Below are 16,170 nucleotides of genomic sequence, written 5' to 3' on the forward strand. Positions count from 1 at the left end.
AGGGGGTTTTGTTTGGGGGGTGAAAGGAGAGAGGATAAGAGATGCCTAAAATAGTTTTATATATAGCAGTTGTGTTTCTAGTATTGGCGGTGTTGCCACTACCTTATGGCTATTACACCTTATTGCGTTTGATCGCATTTGGTGTTTTTGCTTGGGCAGCCTATATTGGTTTTGAGAGGCATGATAAAATTTTGCCTTGGATTTTTGTAGTACTGGCTTTGGTATATAATCCGATCATTAAAGTTTATTTTCCAAAAGAAATTTGGACAGTAATAAATTTACTATCAGCAGCTTTTTTAGTATTGAATCAAAGAAAGTTGTTGGAGTTAGAGTGATTCTGTCATCGTCCTTACCTTTAAGTTGGCTATGCATTTCTATTACTTAATTACCACTATAAACTTACTGAAGCTTACATAAGTTTTTCTTATAATTTTCATTCAAATTTCAGTTATTAATTTGTCCCTAATTTTTTTTAATTTGAGAATGCTTATGAAAATTCATACGACAGCTGCCAGACGTCCTTCATGGCGTGGTATTTTTGCAGGACTTTTGATGGGTCTTGTTGTATCGATGACAATGTTGGCTTTGGGCTTGGTTTTAAGCTCATTTTTATCTTTAGACCTACGCGGAGCAAGTATTGCTGCGGGTATCTACGCCGCCGTTACGGCGTTATTAAGTGCCTTTGTTGCAGGTTTTTTTGCAGTCAAAGCTTCTGCCCCTGAGGCATTGTTTGGTGATGGCACTGATATTTTACCAAGAGATGCGGCTTTAACAGGCATATTAACCGCTGCCGCCATTGTGGTGATTAGCTCTATTTTTGCCATGAATAGCGCAACAGGTATCATGAGAAGTGCAGGTAATGCGGTTGGCACGACTGCAAGCGCCATCGGTGGTGCAGCAGGTGCGGTTACATCGACTGCGGCAACCGTGGCGGGTATTGGTACCAGCGCAGCAGGTGCAGCTAATACAGATGGTAATGATATGGCTACTAAGGCACAAGAGCTTTATCAAAAAGCCACAGGCAATATCAGTCGTCAGGATATCGAAGCTTGGGTGGCTAAGAATAATGACACATTTAATCAAGCTCAAATTACTGCAACGGTGAATGTGCTTGAAGATATGCTCAATGAAACCAAAGCAGATCTTGGCGAAATGGACTTTGGCAGTATTGATACTTGGAAAAATATTGATGAATATGCCAAGCAGCGTGCTGATGAAGTACAGACCACACTGACCAGTGATGAGTTGATCCGTCGCCTTCAAGCTGAAGGTTTGAGTGAAGCGCAGGCAGTAGAAGTGCGTGAAGAGACAACCGCGTCTTATCATGAGTATCGTGCCCAAACTGAGCAAGCCATTGCTGATGCTAAGGTCAGTGTAGAACAGACCTTGCAAAGTGCCGAAGATACTGCACGTAAGGCGGCGCTTTACTCAGGTTTGTTTTGGTTAATCAGCACCTTATTGACTTTTGTAGCAAGTGTTACTGGTGCAAAAACTGCTGCAGCCAATTACCGCTTAGCAGCCCCTGTGATCTCTCGTGAACGCGATCATCAGTAATGTGATCTGATTCATTAAGCTTAAAATCTGCCACAAAGTTGGCAGATTTTTATTGGCGTAAATTTTAATAAGGTTTAAAGATCTGTGAACTGTATTAATGTTAACTGCGTCAATGATTTGCTATTGTCGGTAGCTTGTCGCTTTTTTAGGCGATGATCATCCAGTCTTTGATGGCGTTTGGCAAGCAAAACCAAGATTTTATGCTTGTCACTGTCGTTAAGACGATACCAATTTTGCCGTTCACTGCGTTTACGCAGGCAGCCGATACAATATCCCTTTTTATTCATCTGACATACCCCAATGCAGGGATTGTCAATACTAAACAGTTCAGCTTGTGACATGATTGGCGTGGAATTAAGTTATCCCAAAATGAGCGTGGCAAATACGGCAAGATTTGATGCTATAATGACATCTTAATACTTGCGTTATTTTGTAATATAAACAGTATTTCATCAATTTGCAATAATTCAAAGATCACTGAAGGAAAATTATGAAGTTGATTTATCTACACGGACTAGATAGCGACAGTAATGCAATAAAGGCGCAAATCACGCAAGCCCATTGCCAAGCTAAGCACCCAAATATCGAAGTGGTTCGACCCAATCTTAATCGTGCGCCTGATGAAGTGGTCACGCTCATACAATTGCTCATCTCTGATGCTCAAAATACCGTCCTAATCGGTTCATCACTAGGGGGATATTTTGCCAATCTACTGTCTGATGTGATGGGCGTGCCTGCGGTGCTACTCAATCCTAGTATTCGACCCGATATCAGTTTTCGCCGATTTTTGGATCAAAACTTCCACGGACATGCGTTATCTGATGAGGCGGTAATTTATACAACAACGGGTGGTTGGCAGATCACTTATGGCGATTTGGCGTGGTTTGAGCAGCATCGACTTGCTGCCAAAAACCCAGATCTGATCAAAGTGCTGCTTAAGATGGGGGATGAGCTTTTGGATGCGCAGGCGACTTATGATTTTTATGATCAAAAAGGCGTGCAAGTATTGGTGCAAGCAGGCGGCGATCATCGCATCAGTGATTATGAAGCGCAGGTGGCAACAGTTATTGACTGGGTCATCCAGCTGCACCAAAGATAACTGATTTATATGAATTGCTATTTGTGTATTTGAACTTAGTGGATTAAGATAAAGCATAAGATTTGACTTCTAAAATGCAGCATCTTTGATATAAATCATCACAGTGAACAAAATTTAAAGCCATTTCCCAAACTCATAGCTTTGGTGTACAATGGCTTATATTTTTATCTATAAAATTTATGAGCACATATAATTCACAAAAATTAGAAGTCTTAGAAGGTTTGGAGCCTGTTCGCCGTCGCCCAGGCATGTATACCGATACCACGCGACCCAATCATCTTGCCCAAGAGGTGATCGATAACTCGGTGGATGAAGCTTTGGCGGGGTTTGCTCGTCATATCATCGTTACCCTGCATAAGGATGGATCGTTGTCTGTCGAGGATGACGGGCGCGGGATGCCGACTGATATTCACCCTGAATTTAATCAATCAGGCGTTGAGCTGATCTTGACGCGTCTGCATGCTGGCGGTAAATTTAGCACCGAAAACTATCAAGTCTCTGGCGGTCTGCATGGCGTAGGTATCAGTGTGGTCAATGCGCTGTCCACACGCGTTGAAGTGACGGTGTGGCGTGATGGACTGATGCATACGATGGCATTTGAACGCGGCGAGCCTGTGACACCGTTGATTGCTGATAAATCACCCAATAAAAAAAAGCGCGGTACCAAAGTGCAATTTTGGGTGGATGGACAGTATTTTGATACGCCAAAATTTTCAATCAAAACCCTTAAGCATAATTTAAAAGCCAAAGCGGTATTAGCAGCAGGCTTACACATTGATTTTATCAGTGAAATTGAGCCAAATGACAGCGAAAGCTGGCAATTCACCGATGGCGTGGTGCAATATCTGACCGAGCAGCTTGAGGGCCTAGCCACTTTGCCCGAAGAGCCATTCTACTTCAGCCAAGAGCCTGCCAAAGGCGAGCGCGGTGGGGCGACTTTTGCGCTGTCGTGGCTTGCTGAGGGCGGCACACCGATTACCGAAAGCTATGTCAATCTCATCCCGACCGCGCAAGGCGGCACGCATGTCAATGGCTTGCGTACGGGCGTGCTTGAGGCGCTGCGTGAATTTTGTGACATTCACAATTTGTTACCACGTCAAGTGAAGCTGTCTGGAGAAGATGTGTGGGATGGTGTCAACTACATTTTGTCGCTGAAATTTGTTGAGCCGCAGTTTAGTGGACAGACCAAAGAGCGCCTATCAAGCCGCGAAGCGGCGCCACTGGTTCAGACTTTGGCTAAAGATGCGTTTAGTCTTTGGCTAAATCAGCATCCAGATCATGCCAAAGCCATTGCTGAGCTTGCCATTTCCAAAGCCACCAAACGCCTAGCAACCGCGCAAAAAGTCGCGCGTAAAAAAGTCACGCAAGGACCTGCATTGCCAGGTAAGCTGTGGGATTGCCGCGGGGGGCTAAAAGAAGGCTCAGAGCTATTTTTGGTGGAAGGTCAGTCGGCAGGCGGCTCAGCAAAGCAAGCGCGTGACAATTCATTTCAGGCGATTTTACCTTTGCGCGGTAAAATTTTAAATGCTTGGGAGGTGTCATCGGACACTGTATTGTCCAGCCAAGAAATTCACGACATCGCCATCGCCATCGGCGTAGATCCTGCATCAGATGATCTATCCGAGCTTCGCTATGATAAAATCTGTATTTTGGCGGATGCCGATTCGGACGGTCTGCACATCGCGACGCTGATTTGTGCGCTGTTTGTGAAGCATTTCCCTGCGCTGATCGAAGCAGGTCATCTGTATGTGGCGGTGCCGCCTTTGTATCGCATTGATGCCGGCAAAGAAGTGTATTATGCGCTGGATAATGAAGAGCTTGAACAAGTACTTGCAAGGCTTGGCAATAAAAAACCGCAAATCACACGCTTCAAAGGGCTGGGCGAGATGAATCCCAGTCAGCTGCGCGAGACGACCATGAATCCTGATACGCGTAAATTGGTTCGCTTGGATTTGGATGATGCGGCAAGCACAAACAGCATCATGGATATGCTGCTTGCCAAAAAACGCTCGGCAGACCGAAAGCACTGGCTACAGACCAAAGGAGATTTGGCGGATATCTCAGTATAAGCCCATACCCAAAGCTCTTCGGCGATCAAGGGCGAAGCAGCCGCCAAGCTTGCCCGGTGTTAATAAGCCTGGTCTTGCCATCAGCAGACAGATAGCCGCCTTTGACCGCTTCTAGTACGATGCTTTGGGGTGAGTTGCCGATAAAGACTTCAGCAAATTGACGATCTTCTGAAAGTCGCACATAAACCATCTCGCCGTCGGCATTCATAAAGGCAATATGCGCCTCTGTTGATGGCTGCACGCAGTGATGTGTTAAAACTGACTGCTGATAGTCATCATTGGCGCATGGTGATGGGCTTTGACCGCTTGGATGTTTGGCGCTTTGACAAGCCATCAAAAAAGTAGCAGCGCACACTACCCCTAAAATCCCAAAAGTGCGTATATTTAGCATCTCTTAAACATCCAAATCATTAAGGCTGCCAATTAATAAAGTTTGATAGCAGCTTTAGACCGGCTCGGTGGCTTTTTTCGGGATGAAATTGAGTGATGAATAAATTATCCTGAATGACGCTTGAGCAAAATTTCTGACCATAAGTGGTATGCGCCAAAATCAGCTGATCATTTGGCACAGGGTCACAATAGTAGCTGTGCGTGAAATAAAAATACTCATGATTGCAGCCTTGCCATAGCATATGATCGGTATCTGCATCGACACGATTCCAGCCAACATGCGGTATTTTAATCGGCTCATCATGTTGCATCCACGCATCATCAAATCTGCGCACCGTGCCAGGAATGATGCCCAAACAAGGCACATCACCTTCTTCTGAGACATCAAACATCGCTTGCATACCCACACAGATCGCCATGACAGGTTTGGTGTTCAAAGCTTCTTTAACGGCGGTATCAATGCCGTGTTCAGCCATGTGTGCCATCGCATCACGCATCGCACCTACGCCTGGCAGTAGTATTTTATCTGCTTTTTGGATATCGTCAGCTCGATCGGTGGTGATGACATCAGCACCTGCCACTTTGAGTGCATTAGCGACCGAATATAGATTACCAACGCCATAATCAAGTAATGCAACTTTAGTCATAACAACCCCTTAGAGCATGTCTTTGGTCGAAGGTAGCTGATCTTTGGCGCGGTCATCATACTCAATAGCCATCCGAAGCGCACGCGCCAAGGCTTTAAAGACGCTTTCAATTTGGTGATGGCTGTTCTTGCCTTTGAGATTATCAATGTGTAAGGTGATGAAGGCATGATTGACCAGTCCATAAAAAAACTCAGAAAACAAATCAACATCCATCGAGCCTATGTGCGAGCGTGTGAATGGCACATCCATGTGTAGACCAGGACGACCAGAGATGTCTACCACCACGCGAGATAAACTCTCGTCAAGCGGCGCATAAAAATGCCCATAACGGCGAATGCCTTTTTTGTCGCCCAAGGCTTGTTTGAGCGCTTGACCGATGGCGATGCCGACATCTTCAACACTGTGATGGTCATCGATGTGGGTATCGCCCACACATTTGACATCCAGATCAATGAGTCCGTGACGCTTGATCTGGTCAAGCATATGGTCAAGAAACGGCACACCTGTATCAAGCACGCCTTGACCACTGCCATCTAGATTGATGCTGACACTGATTTGGGTTTCGGCGGTATTTCTGGTGATGCTGGCGCTGCGAGTCATAATAATCCCTTGAAAATGAAAAGATGCAAACAAATCAACACTCTATTCTTGCACAAAAGCCCATGCTTGCCAATAGGATTGGCTCAAAAAAGCGACTTTTACCGAATTTTAAGATAAATTTTTGCAAAAACTTTGAGGGATTGGGTGGTAGATTATCTTTTTGCCCCCATTTTCAAGTATAATAGTTTGATTAACATAATATCGCATTTACCACTGAGATAAGAAAAATTATGGCACGATTACCAATTTTGGCATATCCTGATCCCCGCCTGCGCACCATTGCAGCGCCTGTGACGGTCTTTGATGATTCGCTAAAGACCTTGATTGAGGATATGTTTGAGACGATGTATGATGCACATGGCATTGGGCTTGCGGCGACGCAGGTTGATCGCCATCTGCAGCTGATTGTGATGGACTTGGCCAAAGAAGACGAAGCGCCAGCACCTCAGGTATTTATCAACCCCAAAGTGACGCCATTGGTGGAGGAGCTTTTGCCTTATCAAGAAGGCTGTCTGTCGGTGCCTGAGGTCTATGACACCGTCGAGCGACCTCGCCGTGTACGCATTGAGGCGCTGGATAAGGACGGTCAGCCGTTTGAGATGGAGGCAGAAGGGCTGTTGGCGGTGTGTATTCAGCATGAGATGGATCACTTAAACGGTAAATTGTTTGTGGATTATTTATCTACACTCAAACAAAGCCGTGCTCGCGATAAAGTCAAAAAAGTACTCAAAGCGCGTGAGAAAACCAATTAAACAGCACGCTCATGTTCAATGTGCGTTATGGCGGTGTGACGGCTTTGGCGGCTAACATAAGACAATTAAGATTTGCTAACTGGATGATTTATGCTCACTTCTTTGACTTTAGAAAATTTGGCACTCATTGAGCAAAAAGAAATCAGCTTTGATGCGCGGTTTAATGTCATCACAGGTGAGACAGGCGCGGGCAAATCGCTGATCTTGGATGCCTTGTCGCTGTGCGCAGGCGAGCGTGCCGATAGCGGCATGGTTCGCCATGGCTGCGAAGAAGCCAGCGTGTTTGGGGAGTTTGATGTCACCAATAACGAACACGTGGCGGCGTGGTTTGAGGAGCATGACAGAAGTCTTGATGATGTTCTGCTAATTCGCCGAAAAATCAGCGCACAAGGACGTTCAAAGTCTTGGATCAACGGCGTGCCAGCCAGCATCAGTGAGCTTAAAAGCCTCGGTGCAATCTTGGTTAATATTCACTCGCAGCATGCAGGACTTGAGCTGCTCAAGCCGCAATTTGTTGTAGATTGGCTGGATCGCATTGGCGAGCTTGGCGATCTAAAATCAGCAACCAAGACCGCTTTTCATCACTATCAAACCCTAAAAAAACAAGCCGATGACGCACGCAGTCAGTCAGCTCAGCGAGCGGATCGGATGGCGCTTTTGTCAGCCAAGCTTGCCGACATTGAGCCGCTACTTTTGGTGAATTTTGAGGAGATTGAGGCAGAATACGACGAGCTGTCCAATCTTGAAACTCTCATGCGTGAAGCCCTAGAGGCGGCGGTGCAGCTTGATAATGATGACGATGTCCCATCGGTGCTAAGCCTACTTGGGCGGGCGATGCGGATTTGTGATAATAATGCTCAAGCCAGCAAAACATTTGGAGAGTGCAGTCAGCTGCTTGCGCTCGCCCAAGAGCAGATCATAGATGCCGCCGCTAAGCTCACTGATTATGCAGAGCGCGAGCTGCCTGATGAGGCGCGCCTTGATGAGTTAAATGGCTTATTGAGCCTTGCGCATCGTTTATCAAGCAAATACCACATGCCCATCACTGAGCTGATCGCCGACGCGGTGCATTGGCAAGATGAGCTGGATATGCTAAGTAGCCTGCCTGATAATGACACCATGGATGCCAAGGTATTAGAGGCTTATCAAGCTTATCTTGCGGCGGCAGATAAGCTTGATCAGGCACGCATCCAAATCGCCCCTGATGTCTGTGAGCGGCTTGAGGCACGGCTTTTGCCTTTGGCGCTGCCAAATGCGCGCTGCGAGTTTGCCTTTAATGAAAAATCTGCTGAACACTACACCGCCCAAGGCAAATATGACATTGCGCTACTATTTAGCGCCAATGTGGGCATGCCTCTTCAGCCCTTACATAAAGTGGCATCAGGCGGTGAGTTGTCGCGTATGGCGCTGGTCATGCAGGTGATGGCGGCAGGCGATGGTGCAGGCGCGCATCCAACGCTTGTGTTTGATGAGGTGGATGTGGGTATCAGCGGTGGGACAGCCCAAGTGGTTGGTGAGCTTTTGCGCACGCTGGGTAAGCACCAGCAGCTACTTGCCATCACCCACCAAGCCCAAGTCGCTGCTGCTGCACATCGTCATATCTTGGTGCACAAAGAGCACGGCGAACACACCAAAAGCCAGATGCAAGTCATCACCGATGAGGCACAAATTGATGAGTTGGCGCGAATGTCAGGTGGCGTGAACATCACCGAAGCGACGCGCGCTCATGTCAAAAGCCTCTTGGCAGACATTCGCCATGCCGATGAGCTGACCGCCAATGTCTCTGCCGATGAGATGGCTCAAAGAGGCGCGGATACATGACAAATCCCCAAAAACTGATCCATCATTTTTTGATCCCAAGTCCGCAGATGACCGATGAAAGATTCATGGATGCTGTCATTTATATCTGTCGCCACACCAAAGAAGGCGCGTGGGGATTTATCATTAATCAGCCGCTGCCAAATAGCGTGGGCGGTCTTTTGACCGAGCTTGAAGTGCCAGTCACCGCAAGCGCCATGCAGGTACCTGCCATGAATGGCGGACCTGTGCGTCCTGAGGCGGGGTTTATTTTGCACACAGGGCAGCCAGTTTATAAATCCTCTTTTGCCATCTCTGAAAATGTCTGCTTGACGACCAGCAAGGACATCTTAGAGCAGCTGTCTTATGACGGCTTGAAGCATTATTTATTATGCATGGGCTATTGTAATTGGGGTAAAGGTCAGCTGGATGCCGAAGTGGCTGCTGGCGATTGGTATGTCTGCCCTGCAGATTTGCCGACTTTGTTTTCGACGCCATTTGAAGACAGGCTTAAGGCTTGTTATGACAAACTTGGCATCGATCTTGATAAGCTTACAACCATGATTGGACACGCCTAATGACAAGCGAAACCTTGACACTTGCCCTAGATTATGGGGTCAAAAAAATGGGCATGGCGCTGGGCAACAGCATCACCTGTGACGCACGCCCGTTTGATATTTTGGCGATGAATAATGGGCAGCCTGATTGGGATAATCTGCTTGGCATCATTGAACATTGGGGTATTGATAAAGTGTTGGTGGGGCTGCCACTGAATATGGATGGCAGCGAGTCGATGCTCACCAAGCGCGCTCATAAGTTTGCGCGGCGATTGGCGCATCGGCTGGGCGAGCGTCGTCAGGCGGTTTCGGTGTTTATTTATGATGAGCGGCTCAGCTCAAAAGAAGCCAAGATGATCGCGCTTGATCACGGCTGGATTGCTTCACCGTCTGAACCGATTGATGATATTGCTGCCTGTTTATTGCTTGACAGCTATTATCATGCGCCTAACCACGCCATCTATGTCAGCGAGCGCAAAGACTCGCATAAGGACTGAGTTTGTCAGGAAATACTATGCAGCACCACGCTTTGATCGCTCATCAATTTGACCAAGCCATTCGCCAAGCAAACCTAAGCGTCCGTCTAGGCTTTGGGGCGATTTTATGCTTTTGTCTTTTTGGGACTTTGGCAAGCTTGCCTGCGCTCAAAGACAGCTCATGGATTTATTATGCGTTTCATTATTTGCCGTACGCACTCATCGCCATCACCATCCCCATCAGCCTGTATCATAGCTTTTTATTGAGGCGTTATCGGGTGATGGACGGCTCAATTTTGGCAGTGATTTTGGCAACTGGGATAGCACTGCTTGGATTTGCTGCGGTGTGGGGATTGAGCGTTGGCGCAGATACGGTATTTTTTATGGCGCTGTTTTTGGCAATGATCGCTTGGTTTGGGATGCCGTTTTTGTTTCGGGTTAATCTCAAAAAATTCGCCAGTTTTTTGGAAGAAAAATCTTCAAAATCACCCTAAACAGCCCATTTAAACTGCCCCAATCCAAAGACTGACCATGTAGATCATAGCTTTGCTAACTGTAGCTTTAGATCAATCAGTTAAACTTTATCCAAAATCAGAGTAAAAGACAACCATGACCACCATTGATCACACCTTAGACACCAAAGGGCTGATTTGTCCTGAACCTGTCATGCTGCTTCATAAGACCATGCGCCAAGCCCTAGGTGGCGAGCACATTGAGATTTTGGCAACCGATCCTGCCACGACGCGCGATATTCCCAACTTTTGTCGTCATTTGGGGCATACGCTGGTCGATCAAGAGACGCTTGATGATGGCAGTTATCGCTACTTGGTTCAAAAAAAGCAAGCATAAAGGTCAGTGATTTTATCAAGCCATGGCAAAATCTACCACACCCCGAGCCGATAGTGCGGTGATCTATGATGATGACCCAGAGTATCTGAGCCAATTTCGTGCAGCGATGCTGGCGCGCGGTCTGTCCACAGCCACCAGAAATGCGTACAGTCAAGATGTGCGCTTGTGCATTCGCTTATCAGACACGCCAGTGAGTCTGTGGCGGTCATCGGATGTGCGCGACCACTTGATGCGCCTAAAAGATGCCAATAAATCCGAGCGCTCCATCGCACGCGCTTTGGCAAGCCTTCGCCAGTTTTTTCTATGGCAAATTGAGTCAGGTCATCGAGAAGACAATCCTTGTGAATCCATCAAAACGCCCAAGCTTGGCAAAGCGCTACCCAAAACGCTCTCCGAGCAAGAAGTCACCGCGCTACTAGATGCGCCAGATGTCTCAGGCGTGCGAGGTCTTAGGGATAAAGCCATGCTTGAGGTTTTATATGCTTGCGGCTTGCGTGTCAGTGAGCTGACGAGCTTGTCGCTTGAGCAGCTCAATCTGAACGCAGGCTGGCTGTCAGTGACTGGTAAGGGCAACAAAATGCGCCTGATCCCGTTGGGTGAATATGCCTTATCGGCGCTTAATGACTATTTGGCTGTACGTGGCAGTCTATTGATTGGCAAAAAAGACTGTCAAGCGGTGTTTTTGACTGAGCAAGGCGGCTACATGACGCGGCATAATTTTTGGCATTTGATCAAAAAATATGCCCTGATGGCGGGCATCAGCACCGCGATCTCACCGCACACGCTGCGCCATGCGTTTGCCACGCATTTGGTGAATCACGGTGCTGATTTGCGCAGCGTTCAGCTGTTATTGGGTCATAGCGACCTGTCCACCACGCAGATTTATACACATGTGGCGACCACAAGGCTACAAAATCTCCATGCCGAACACCATCCCCGAGGCTGATATCGTCACGACGCTGATACTGGATGCAAAGACAGTCATATCCCATCAAATAAAATACAACTGTAAACTATAAATTCGCTGTAAATCATGCTAAGATAAAACGATCATAACTGAACTTAAGATGGATATGCCATGACACAGCCAGCAAAAACCAAGCCTGCTTATTTTGAAAAACCGGACGAGTCGCGCGTTGTGATTACAGGAATGGGGGCTTTAACTCCGATCGGAAACAGTTTGGATGACATTTGGGATAACCTCACCCAAGGCGTGAGTGGTATCACACGACTTGATGGCTTTGAGGATAAATCGGTCGCGATTGATGAATTTCGGTCTCAGATTGCCGGATTGGTCAAAAACTTTAATGCCAAAGACTACCTAAACCCCAAAGAAGCGCGCCGCTTTGATACGTTTATGCATTATGCGCAAGTGGTATCGGCGATGGCGTTGCATCATGCGGGCTTGATTGATGATATCAAAGGCGACAGCCTACCCGTCAATGTCGATGGTGAGCGCTTTGGGGTGGTGATGGGCTCAGGTATCGGTGGGATTCAGACGATTGAAGCAAGCCGCGACACGCTCAAGGAGCACGGCGCCAAAAAAGTATCGCCATTCATCATCCCCGGGGCGATCGTCAATATGCCAGCCGGGCTCATTGCCATGCGTCATCAATTAAAGGGCGCTAATCTTGCGACGGCGACCGCCTGCACAACATCTACCCACGCCATTGGACTGGGTGCGCGGCTGATCGCTTATGGCGACTGTGATGCGGTATTGGTCGGCGGCAGTGAAAAAGCCTCAACACCGCTTGGGTTGTCAGGCTTTGGGGCGATGCATGCACTTTCAACGCGTAATGATGAGCCGACGCGCGCCAGCCGACCCTTTGATAAAGACCGCGATGGCTTTGTGCTTGGCGATGGGGCAGGTGCGCTGGTGCTTGAAAGTTTGGCGCACGCCAAAGCACGCGGTGCTACCATTTTGGCGGAGTTGGTCGGATTTGGGATGAGTGATGATGCCAATCACATCACCAGTCCATCGACAGGCGGAGAGGGGGCGGCTCGTGCGATGGCAGCTGCGTTGGCTGATGCAGGCGTCAGCGCCGATCAGGTCGGTTATATTAATGCACATGGCACCAGCACACCCCAAGGTGATATTGCTGAAAGCCAAGCGATCGAGCGGCTATTTGGTCAAGATATTTTGGTGAGCTCAACCAAATCCATGACAGGGCATCTGCTTGGGGCTGCAGGGGCGATTGAAGCAATTTTTACCATCCTTGCACTCCAAAATCAGATTTTGCCGCCGACCATTAATTTGGATCACCAAGATGAAGCGTGCCGGCTAGATTACATCCCCCATACTGCACGCCGTGTTGATGGGGTGGAATTTGCTTTATCAAACAGCTTTGGCTTTGGTGGGACTAACGGCTCGCTGTTATTCCGCCGATGGCAAGAATGATGCTTGCTTTTATAGTCACCCCAAGCAGATGCGCTTGGGGGTTTTTTGTATCTGAGATAAAATCGTGGATGCAATGGTAAATGCGTGTCAATTTCACTATAATGGCACAATGACTCATTGACCTATTATCAATTCATTTGGATCACTCATGCCGAATCATGCCACGACACCGACGCCCAAGATGAGCACGACTGCCAAAACCTCATTATTGCTATTGATTGTTGGGCTGATTTTTGCGGCGGCGAACATGCGCTCGCCTTTGGTGATGATCGGCTCAATCGCGCCCATGCTGTCTGATGATTTTGGGTTGTCGGCGGCGCAGATTGGATATCTTGGCGCGATGCCGATGCCGTTGTTTGCGTTTGGCTCATTGATGGCGGCAGTACTGGCTAGAAAATTTGGGCTTGAGCGGATGATGATTGGCATGACGCTTTTGTTGGCGTTAGGGGTCGCGATGCGAAACTGGTTTGGGGTGATGGAGCTGTATGTTGGCACGCTGATTTTGTCATTTGCCATTGGGATGCTAAACGCGCTGACTGCCCCATTTATCAAGCAGTACGCCCCTGATAATATTTCGCTTGCCACAGGGGTGTTTAGTTTGAGTATGTCCACCTTGGCAGGCTTTGGTGCTTGGGTGGTGGTGCCGCTTGCCAATGATCTGGGTTGGCGGCTTGCGATGAGTGGCTGGGCGATCTTTGGTGTGGTCGCAGCGCTGGTGTGGTGGCAAATATATCGCCAAAGCCAGCCAAGTCTGCCCATGGCAGCGCCTGATTTGCCCGTGGCTGATACGCCCATCCGTCCACCCATCTTGATCAACCCTTGGCAAAAAAAAGCCGCTTGGCAGATGGCGGTGCTGCTTGGGCTTCAGTCGTTTTTATTTTATACCTTGGCAAGCTTTTTACCGTCCATTGGCATGGGCTTTGGGGCGACACTGGATGAAGCAACACGCTTGGCACTGGTGTTTCAGCTGATGGCGCCACCTGCCATCATACTGCTGACTTGGCTGATGCGCCGTGGTGCGTCTGCGCGAGCGTTTGCGTTGGCAGGCTGTCTGATGAATGCTGCTGGTGCTTTTGGGCTTTTGCTGATGCCTAGCTTGATGATGCTTTGGTCGGCACTGATGGGTTTTGGCTGTGCGCTGATTTTTACCTTAAGTCTGATGATGTTTTCTTTGCGCACCTCAAGCACCGAAACTGCGCGCGATTTATCAAGCATGGTGCAAGCGGTGGGCTATAGTATCGCTTTGTTTGGTCCTTTGGTGATTGGCAAATTATATGAACATCAAGGCGATTGGCAGCTGCCCTTGACGGTGATGGCAGCGCTCATGCTGATCAATATCCCATTTGGGGTGTGGGCAGCCAGCGAAACCAAGATCGATCAGTGAGTCATTTGGCAAAACTTTGCAAAAAGTTAACAGCTGTTTTATAATCAACTAAACTGTGGTGGTATTTTTAAGTAACCTACATTAAATATCAACATCTCAGCTAATCAAAAGCTTGGGATGACCATTCAATGACACCACATGCCAATTCTTTAAAAGTGCTCAATGATCGCTTGCTGAATTTGGGCGGTGCAGTGCGTTATGATTCGATGAAAAGGGGTGAATATGGGATTGCAGCCATGGCATTGGGCGGTGATCGGAATGCTATTGATGATGGGCGAGATGTTTGTGCCAAGCTTCACCATGCTTTGGTTTGGCGTGGCAGCCATCATCACAGCCTTGATCGCTTGGTTGATGCCGATGGGCTTATTGAGCCAAGTGATCATTTGGCTCAGCTTGTCGATCGTGGCGTGCGTTTTGTGGTTTAAGCTCATACAGCCGCAGATTAAGATGCGAACCAAGGCAGGTCTAGGCGGCTCAGTGATCATCGGTGAGATTGGCATGATCGTCTCGCCTGTGATGACAAATGGCGTGGGCGTGGTCAGATTTTCTGTGCCGAAAGTCGGCGCTGCCGAATGGGTGTGCCGCACGCTTGATGGTCATCCCATCGAAGTTGGCACGCGTGTGATCGTCACTGCCGTGATGGGTAATGAGCTGATTGTCATACCAAAATAACGCCAAATTTATTTTTACATAATAACAGGGGAAGCTATGGAATTTACAATCATTGTTTTGGCGCTCATCGCCTTGGTGGTATTCACCATCTATAAAGGCGTAAAAATGGTGTCGCAAGGCGAAAAGTGGATCATTCAGCGCTTAGGTAAATATCATCAAACGCTTGAGCCAGGTCTGAATTTTATCATTCCTTATGTGGATAATGTGGCTTACAAAGTCACCACCAAAGACATCGTGCTTGATATTCCAAGCCAAGAAGTCATCACGCGTGATAACGTGGTTATCATCGCCAATGCGGTAGCATACATTAACATCGTGCAGCCTGAGCACGCGGTCTACGGCATCGAAAACTATGAGCACGGTATCCGCAACTTGGTACAAACCTCGCTGCGCTCCATCATCGGTGAGATGGATTTGGATGCAGCGCTATCAAGCCGAGATCAAATCAAAGCGCAGCTCAAGCATGCCATCAGTGATGACATCTCTGACTGGGGAATCACCCTAAAAACGGTAGAAATCCAAGACATCAAGCCATCAGCAACCATGCAGCTGGCTATGGAAGAACAAGCCGCCGCTGAGCGTCAGCGCCGCGCCACCGTCACCCGCGCTGATGGTCAAAAACAAGCCGCCATCTTAGAAGCAGATGGTCGCCTAGAAGCTTCTCGCCGCGATGCCGAAGCTCAAGTGGTACTTGCACGCGGCTCTGAAGAGTCGATCCGCCTGATCTCACAAGCGATGGATGGCAAAGACATGCCTGTGGTGTACCTACTGGGCGAGCAGTACATCAAAGCCATGAATGAGATGGCAAAATCTAATAACGCCAAAATGGTGGTGCTGCCTGCTGACATTCTAAATACCGTCAAAGGCTTGGTAGGTGATAAATTTAAAGTCTAAGACAAGCTTGATCAAATCATAAAAATAGCCAC

At 48.0% G+C, this 16,170-nt stretch carries 19 protein-coding genes; 15 read left to right on the top strand and 4 right to left on the bottom strand.

Features of this window, described 5'->3' with window-relative positions:
• Positions 1 to 41 precede the first annotated feature (41 nt).
• Together B0180_RS05035 and B0180_RS05040 are read left to right on the top strand one after the other, a co-directional pair.
• Positions 42 to 335, top strand: a complete 294-nt coding sequence (locus tag B0180_RS05035; RefSeq protein WP_078255951.1) for a DUF6804 family protein — start codon at positions 42 to 44, stop codon at positions 333 to 335.
• A 154-nt stretch (positions 336 to 489) separates the two neighbouring features.
• On the top strand, positions 490 to 1,554 hold the full coding sequence (locus tag B0180_RS05040) for a YrzE family protein (protein WP_078255952.1): 1,065 nt from the start codon (positions 490 to 492) through the stop codon (positions 1,552 to 1,554).
• A 74-nt stretch (positions 1,555 to 1,628) separates the two neighbouring features.
• Here the strand turns inward: B0180_RS05040 and B0180_RS05045 are convergent, their stop codons facing one another.
• Complete coding sequence (locus tag B0180_RS05045) at positions 1,629 to 1,841, bottom strand: DUF1289 domain-containing protein (protein ID WP_233424932.1); 213 nt, start codon at positions 1,839 to 1,841, stop codon at positions 1,629 to 1,631.
• A gap of 203 nt (positions 1,842 to 2,044) precedes the next feature.
• Between B0180_RS05045 and B0180_RS05050 the strand changes: the two genes are divergently transcribed.
• Together B0180_RS05050 and parE are read left to right on the top strand one after the other, a co-directional pair.
• Complete coding sequence (locus B0180_RS05050; protein WP_078255954.1) at positions 2,045 to 2,653, top strand: YqiA/YcfP family alpha/beta fold hydrolase; 609 nt, start codon at positions 2,045 to 2,047, stop codon at positions 2,651 to 2,653.
• Between the two features lie 179 nt (positions 2,654 to 2,832).
• Positions 2,833 to 4,722: a DNA topoisomerase IV subunit B gene (gene parE / locus B0180_RS05055; protein WP_078255955.1), complete on the top strand. Its 1,890-nt coding sequence runs from the start codon at positions 2,833 to 2,835 to the stop codon at positions 4,720 to 4,722.
• Positions 4,723 to 4,747: 25 nt separating this feature from the next.
• Here parE and B0180_RS05060 read toward each other — a convergent pair whose 3' ends face one another.
• From B0180_RS05060 to hisB, 3 genes are read right to left on the bottom strand one after another with little or no spacing between them, the layout of a single operon-like run.
• On the bottom strand, positions 4,748 to 5,113 hold the full coding sequence (locus tag B0180_RS05060; protein WP_078255956.1) for a hypothetical protein: 366 nt from the start codon (positions 5,111 to 5,113) through the stop codon (positions 4,748 to 4,750).
• Between the two features lie 19 nt (positions 5,114 to 5,132).
• The gene (gene hisH / locus B0180_RS05065) at positions 5,133 to 5,759 is read right to left on the bottom strand and encodes an imidazole glycerol phosphate synthase subunit HisH (RefSeq protein WP_078255957.1); all 627 of its coding nucleotides are present in this window, start codon (positions 5,757 to 5,759) and stop codon (positions 5,133 to 5,135) included.
• Positions 5,760 to 5,768: 9 nt separating this feature from the next.
• The gene (gene hisB / locus B0180_RS05070; protein ID WP_078255958.1) at positions 5,769 to 6,359 is read right to left on the bottom strand and encodes an imidazoleglycerol-phosphate dehydratase HisB; all 591 of its coding nucleotides are present in this window, start codon (positions 6,357 to 6,359) and stop codon (positions 5,769 to 5,771) included.
• A 230-nt stretch (positions 6,360 to 6,589) separates the two neighbouring features.
• On the opposite strand from hisB, the gene def reads away from it, so the two are divergent.
• The 11 genes from def to B0180_RS05125 all read left to right on the top strand — a co-directional run bounded on the left by def (position 6,590) and on the right by B0180_RS05125 (position 16,138).
• Positions 6,590 to 7,111 (top strand): peptide deformylase, encoded by a 522-nt coding sequence (def, locus tag B0180_RS05075; RefSeq protein ID WP_049235603.1) that lies wholly within the window; start codon positions 6,590 to 6,592, stop codon positions 7,109 to 7,111.
• Positions 7,112 to 7,201: 90 nt separating this feature from the next.
• Complete coding sequence (gene recN / locus B0180_RS05080; RefSeq protein WP_078255959.1) at positions 7,202 to 8,932, top strand: DNA repair protein RecN; 1,731 nt, start codon at positions 7,202 to 7,204, stop codon at positions 8,930 to 8,932.
• Positions 8,929 to 9,486 (top strand): YqgE/AlgH family protein, encoded by a 558-nt coding sequence (locus tag B0180_RS05085; protein ID WP_049235605.1) that lies wholly within the window; start codon positions 8,929 to 8,931, stop codon positions 9,484 to 9,486. The genes recN and B0180_RS05085 overlap by 4 nt, the downstream gene beginning before the upstream one ends.
• Positions 9,486 to 9,962 (top strand): Holliday junction resolvase RuvX, encoded by a 477-nt coding sequence (ruvX, locus tag B0180_RS05090; RefSeq protein WP_049235606.1) that lies wholly within the window; start codon positions 9,486 to 9,488, stop codon positions 9,960 to 9,962. Before B0180_RS05085 ends, ruvX begins: the two co-directional genes overlap by 1 nt.
• Before the next feature lie 2 nt (positions 9,963 to 9,964).
• Entirely contained in the window at positions 9,965 to 10,435 is a 471-nt protein-coding gene (locus tag B0180_RS05095; RefSeq protein ID WP_233424933.1) for a hypothetical protein, read from the top strand.
• Between the two features lie 115 nt (positions 10,436 to 10,550).
• Entirely contained in the window at positions 10,551 to 10,790 is a 240-nt protein-coding gene (tusA, locus tag B0180_RS05100) for a sulfurtransferase TusA (protein ID WP_049235608.1), read from the top strand.
• Positions 10,791 to 10,812: 22 nt separating this feature from the next.
• Positions 10,813 to 11,736 carry a site-specific tyrosine recombinase XerD gene (gene xerD / locus B0180_RS05105; RefSeq protein WP_078255961.1) on the top strand — a complete coding sequence of 308 codons (924 nt, stop codon included), beginning with the start codon at positions 10,813 to 10,815 and terminating at the stop codon, positions 11,734 to 11,736.
• Positions 11,737 to 11,868: 132 nt separating this feature from the next.
• On the top strand, positions 11,869 to 13,188 hold the full coding sequence (gene fabF, locus B0180_RS05110; protein WP_078255962.1) for a beta-ketoacyl-ACP synthase II: 1,320 nt from the start codon (positions 11,869 to 11,871) through the stop codon (positions 13,186 to 13,188).
• Between the two features lie 148 nt (positions 13,189 to 13,336).
• Positions 13,337 to 14,572, top strand: a complete 1,236-nt coding sequence (locus tag B0180_RS05115; RefSeq protein WP_078255963.1) for an MFS transporter — start codon at positions 13,337 to 13,339, stop codon at positions 14,570 to 14,572.
• Between the two features lie 222 nt (positions 14,573 to 14,794).
• A complete protein-coding gene (locus B0180_RS05120) occupies positions 14,795 to 15,244 on the top strand; it encodes an NfeD family protein (protein WP_078255964.1) in 450 nt (149 codons plus the stop codon).
• A 36-nt stretch (positions 15,245 to 15,280) separates the two neighbouring features.
• Positions 15,281 to 16,138 carry an SPFH domain-containing protein gene (locus B0180_RS05125; protein WP_078255965.1) on the top strand — a complete coding sequence of 286 codons (858 nt, stop codon included), beginning with the start codon at positions 15,281 to 15,283 and terminating at the stop codon, positions 16,136 to 16,138.
• The last annotated feature ends 32 nt before the right edge of the window (positions 16,139 to 16,170 follow it).

Origin of the sequence: Moraxella canis, assembly GCF_002014965.1 — a bacterium.
GTDB classification, from domain to species: Bacteria; Pseudomonadota; Gammaproteobacteria; order Pseudomonadales; family Moraxellaceae; genus Moraxella; species Moraxella canis.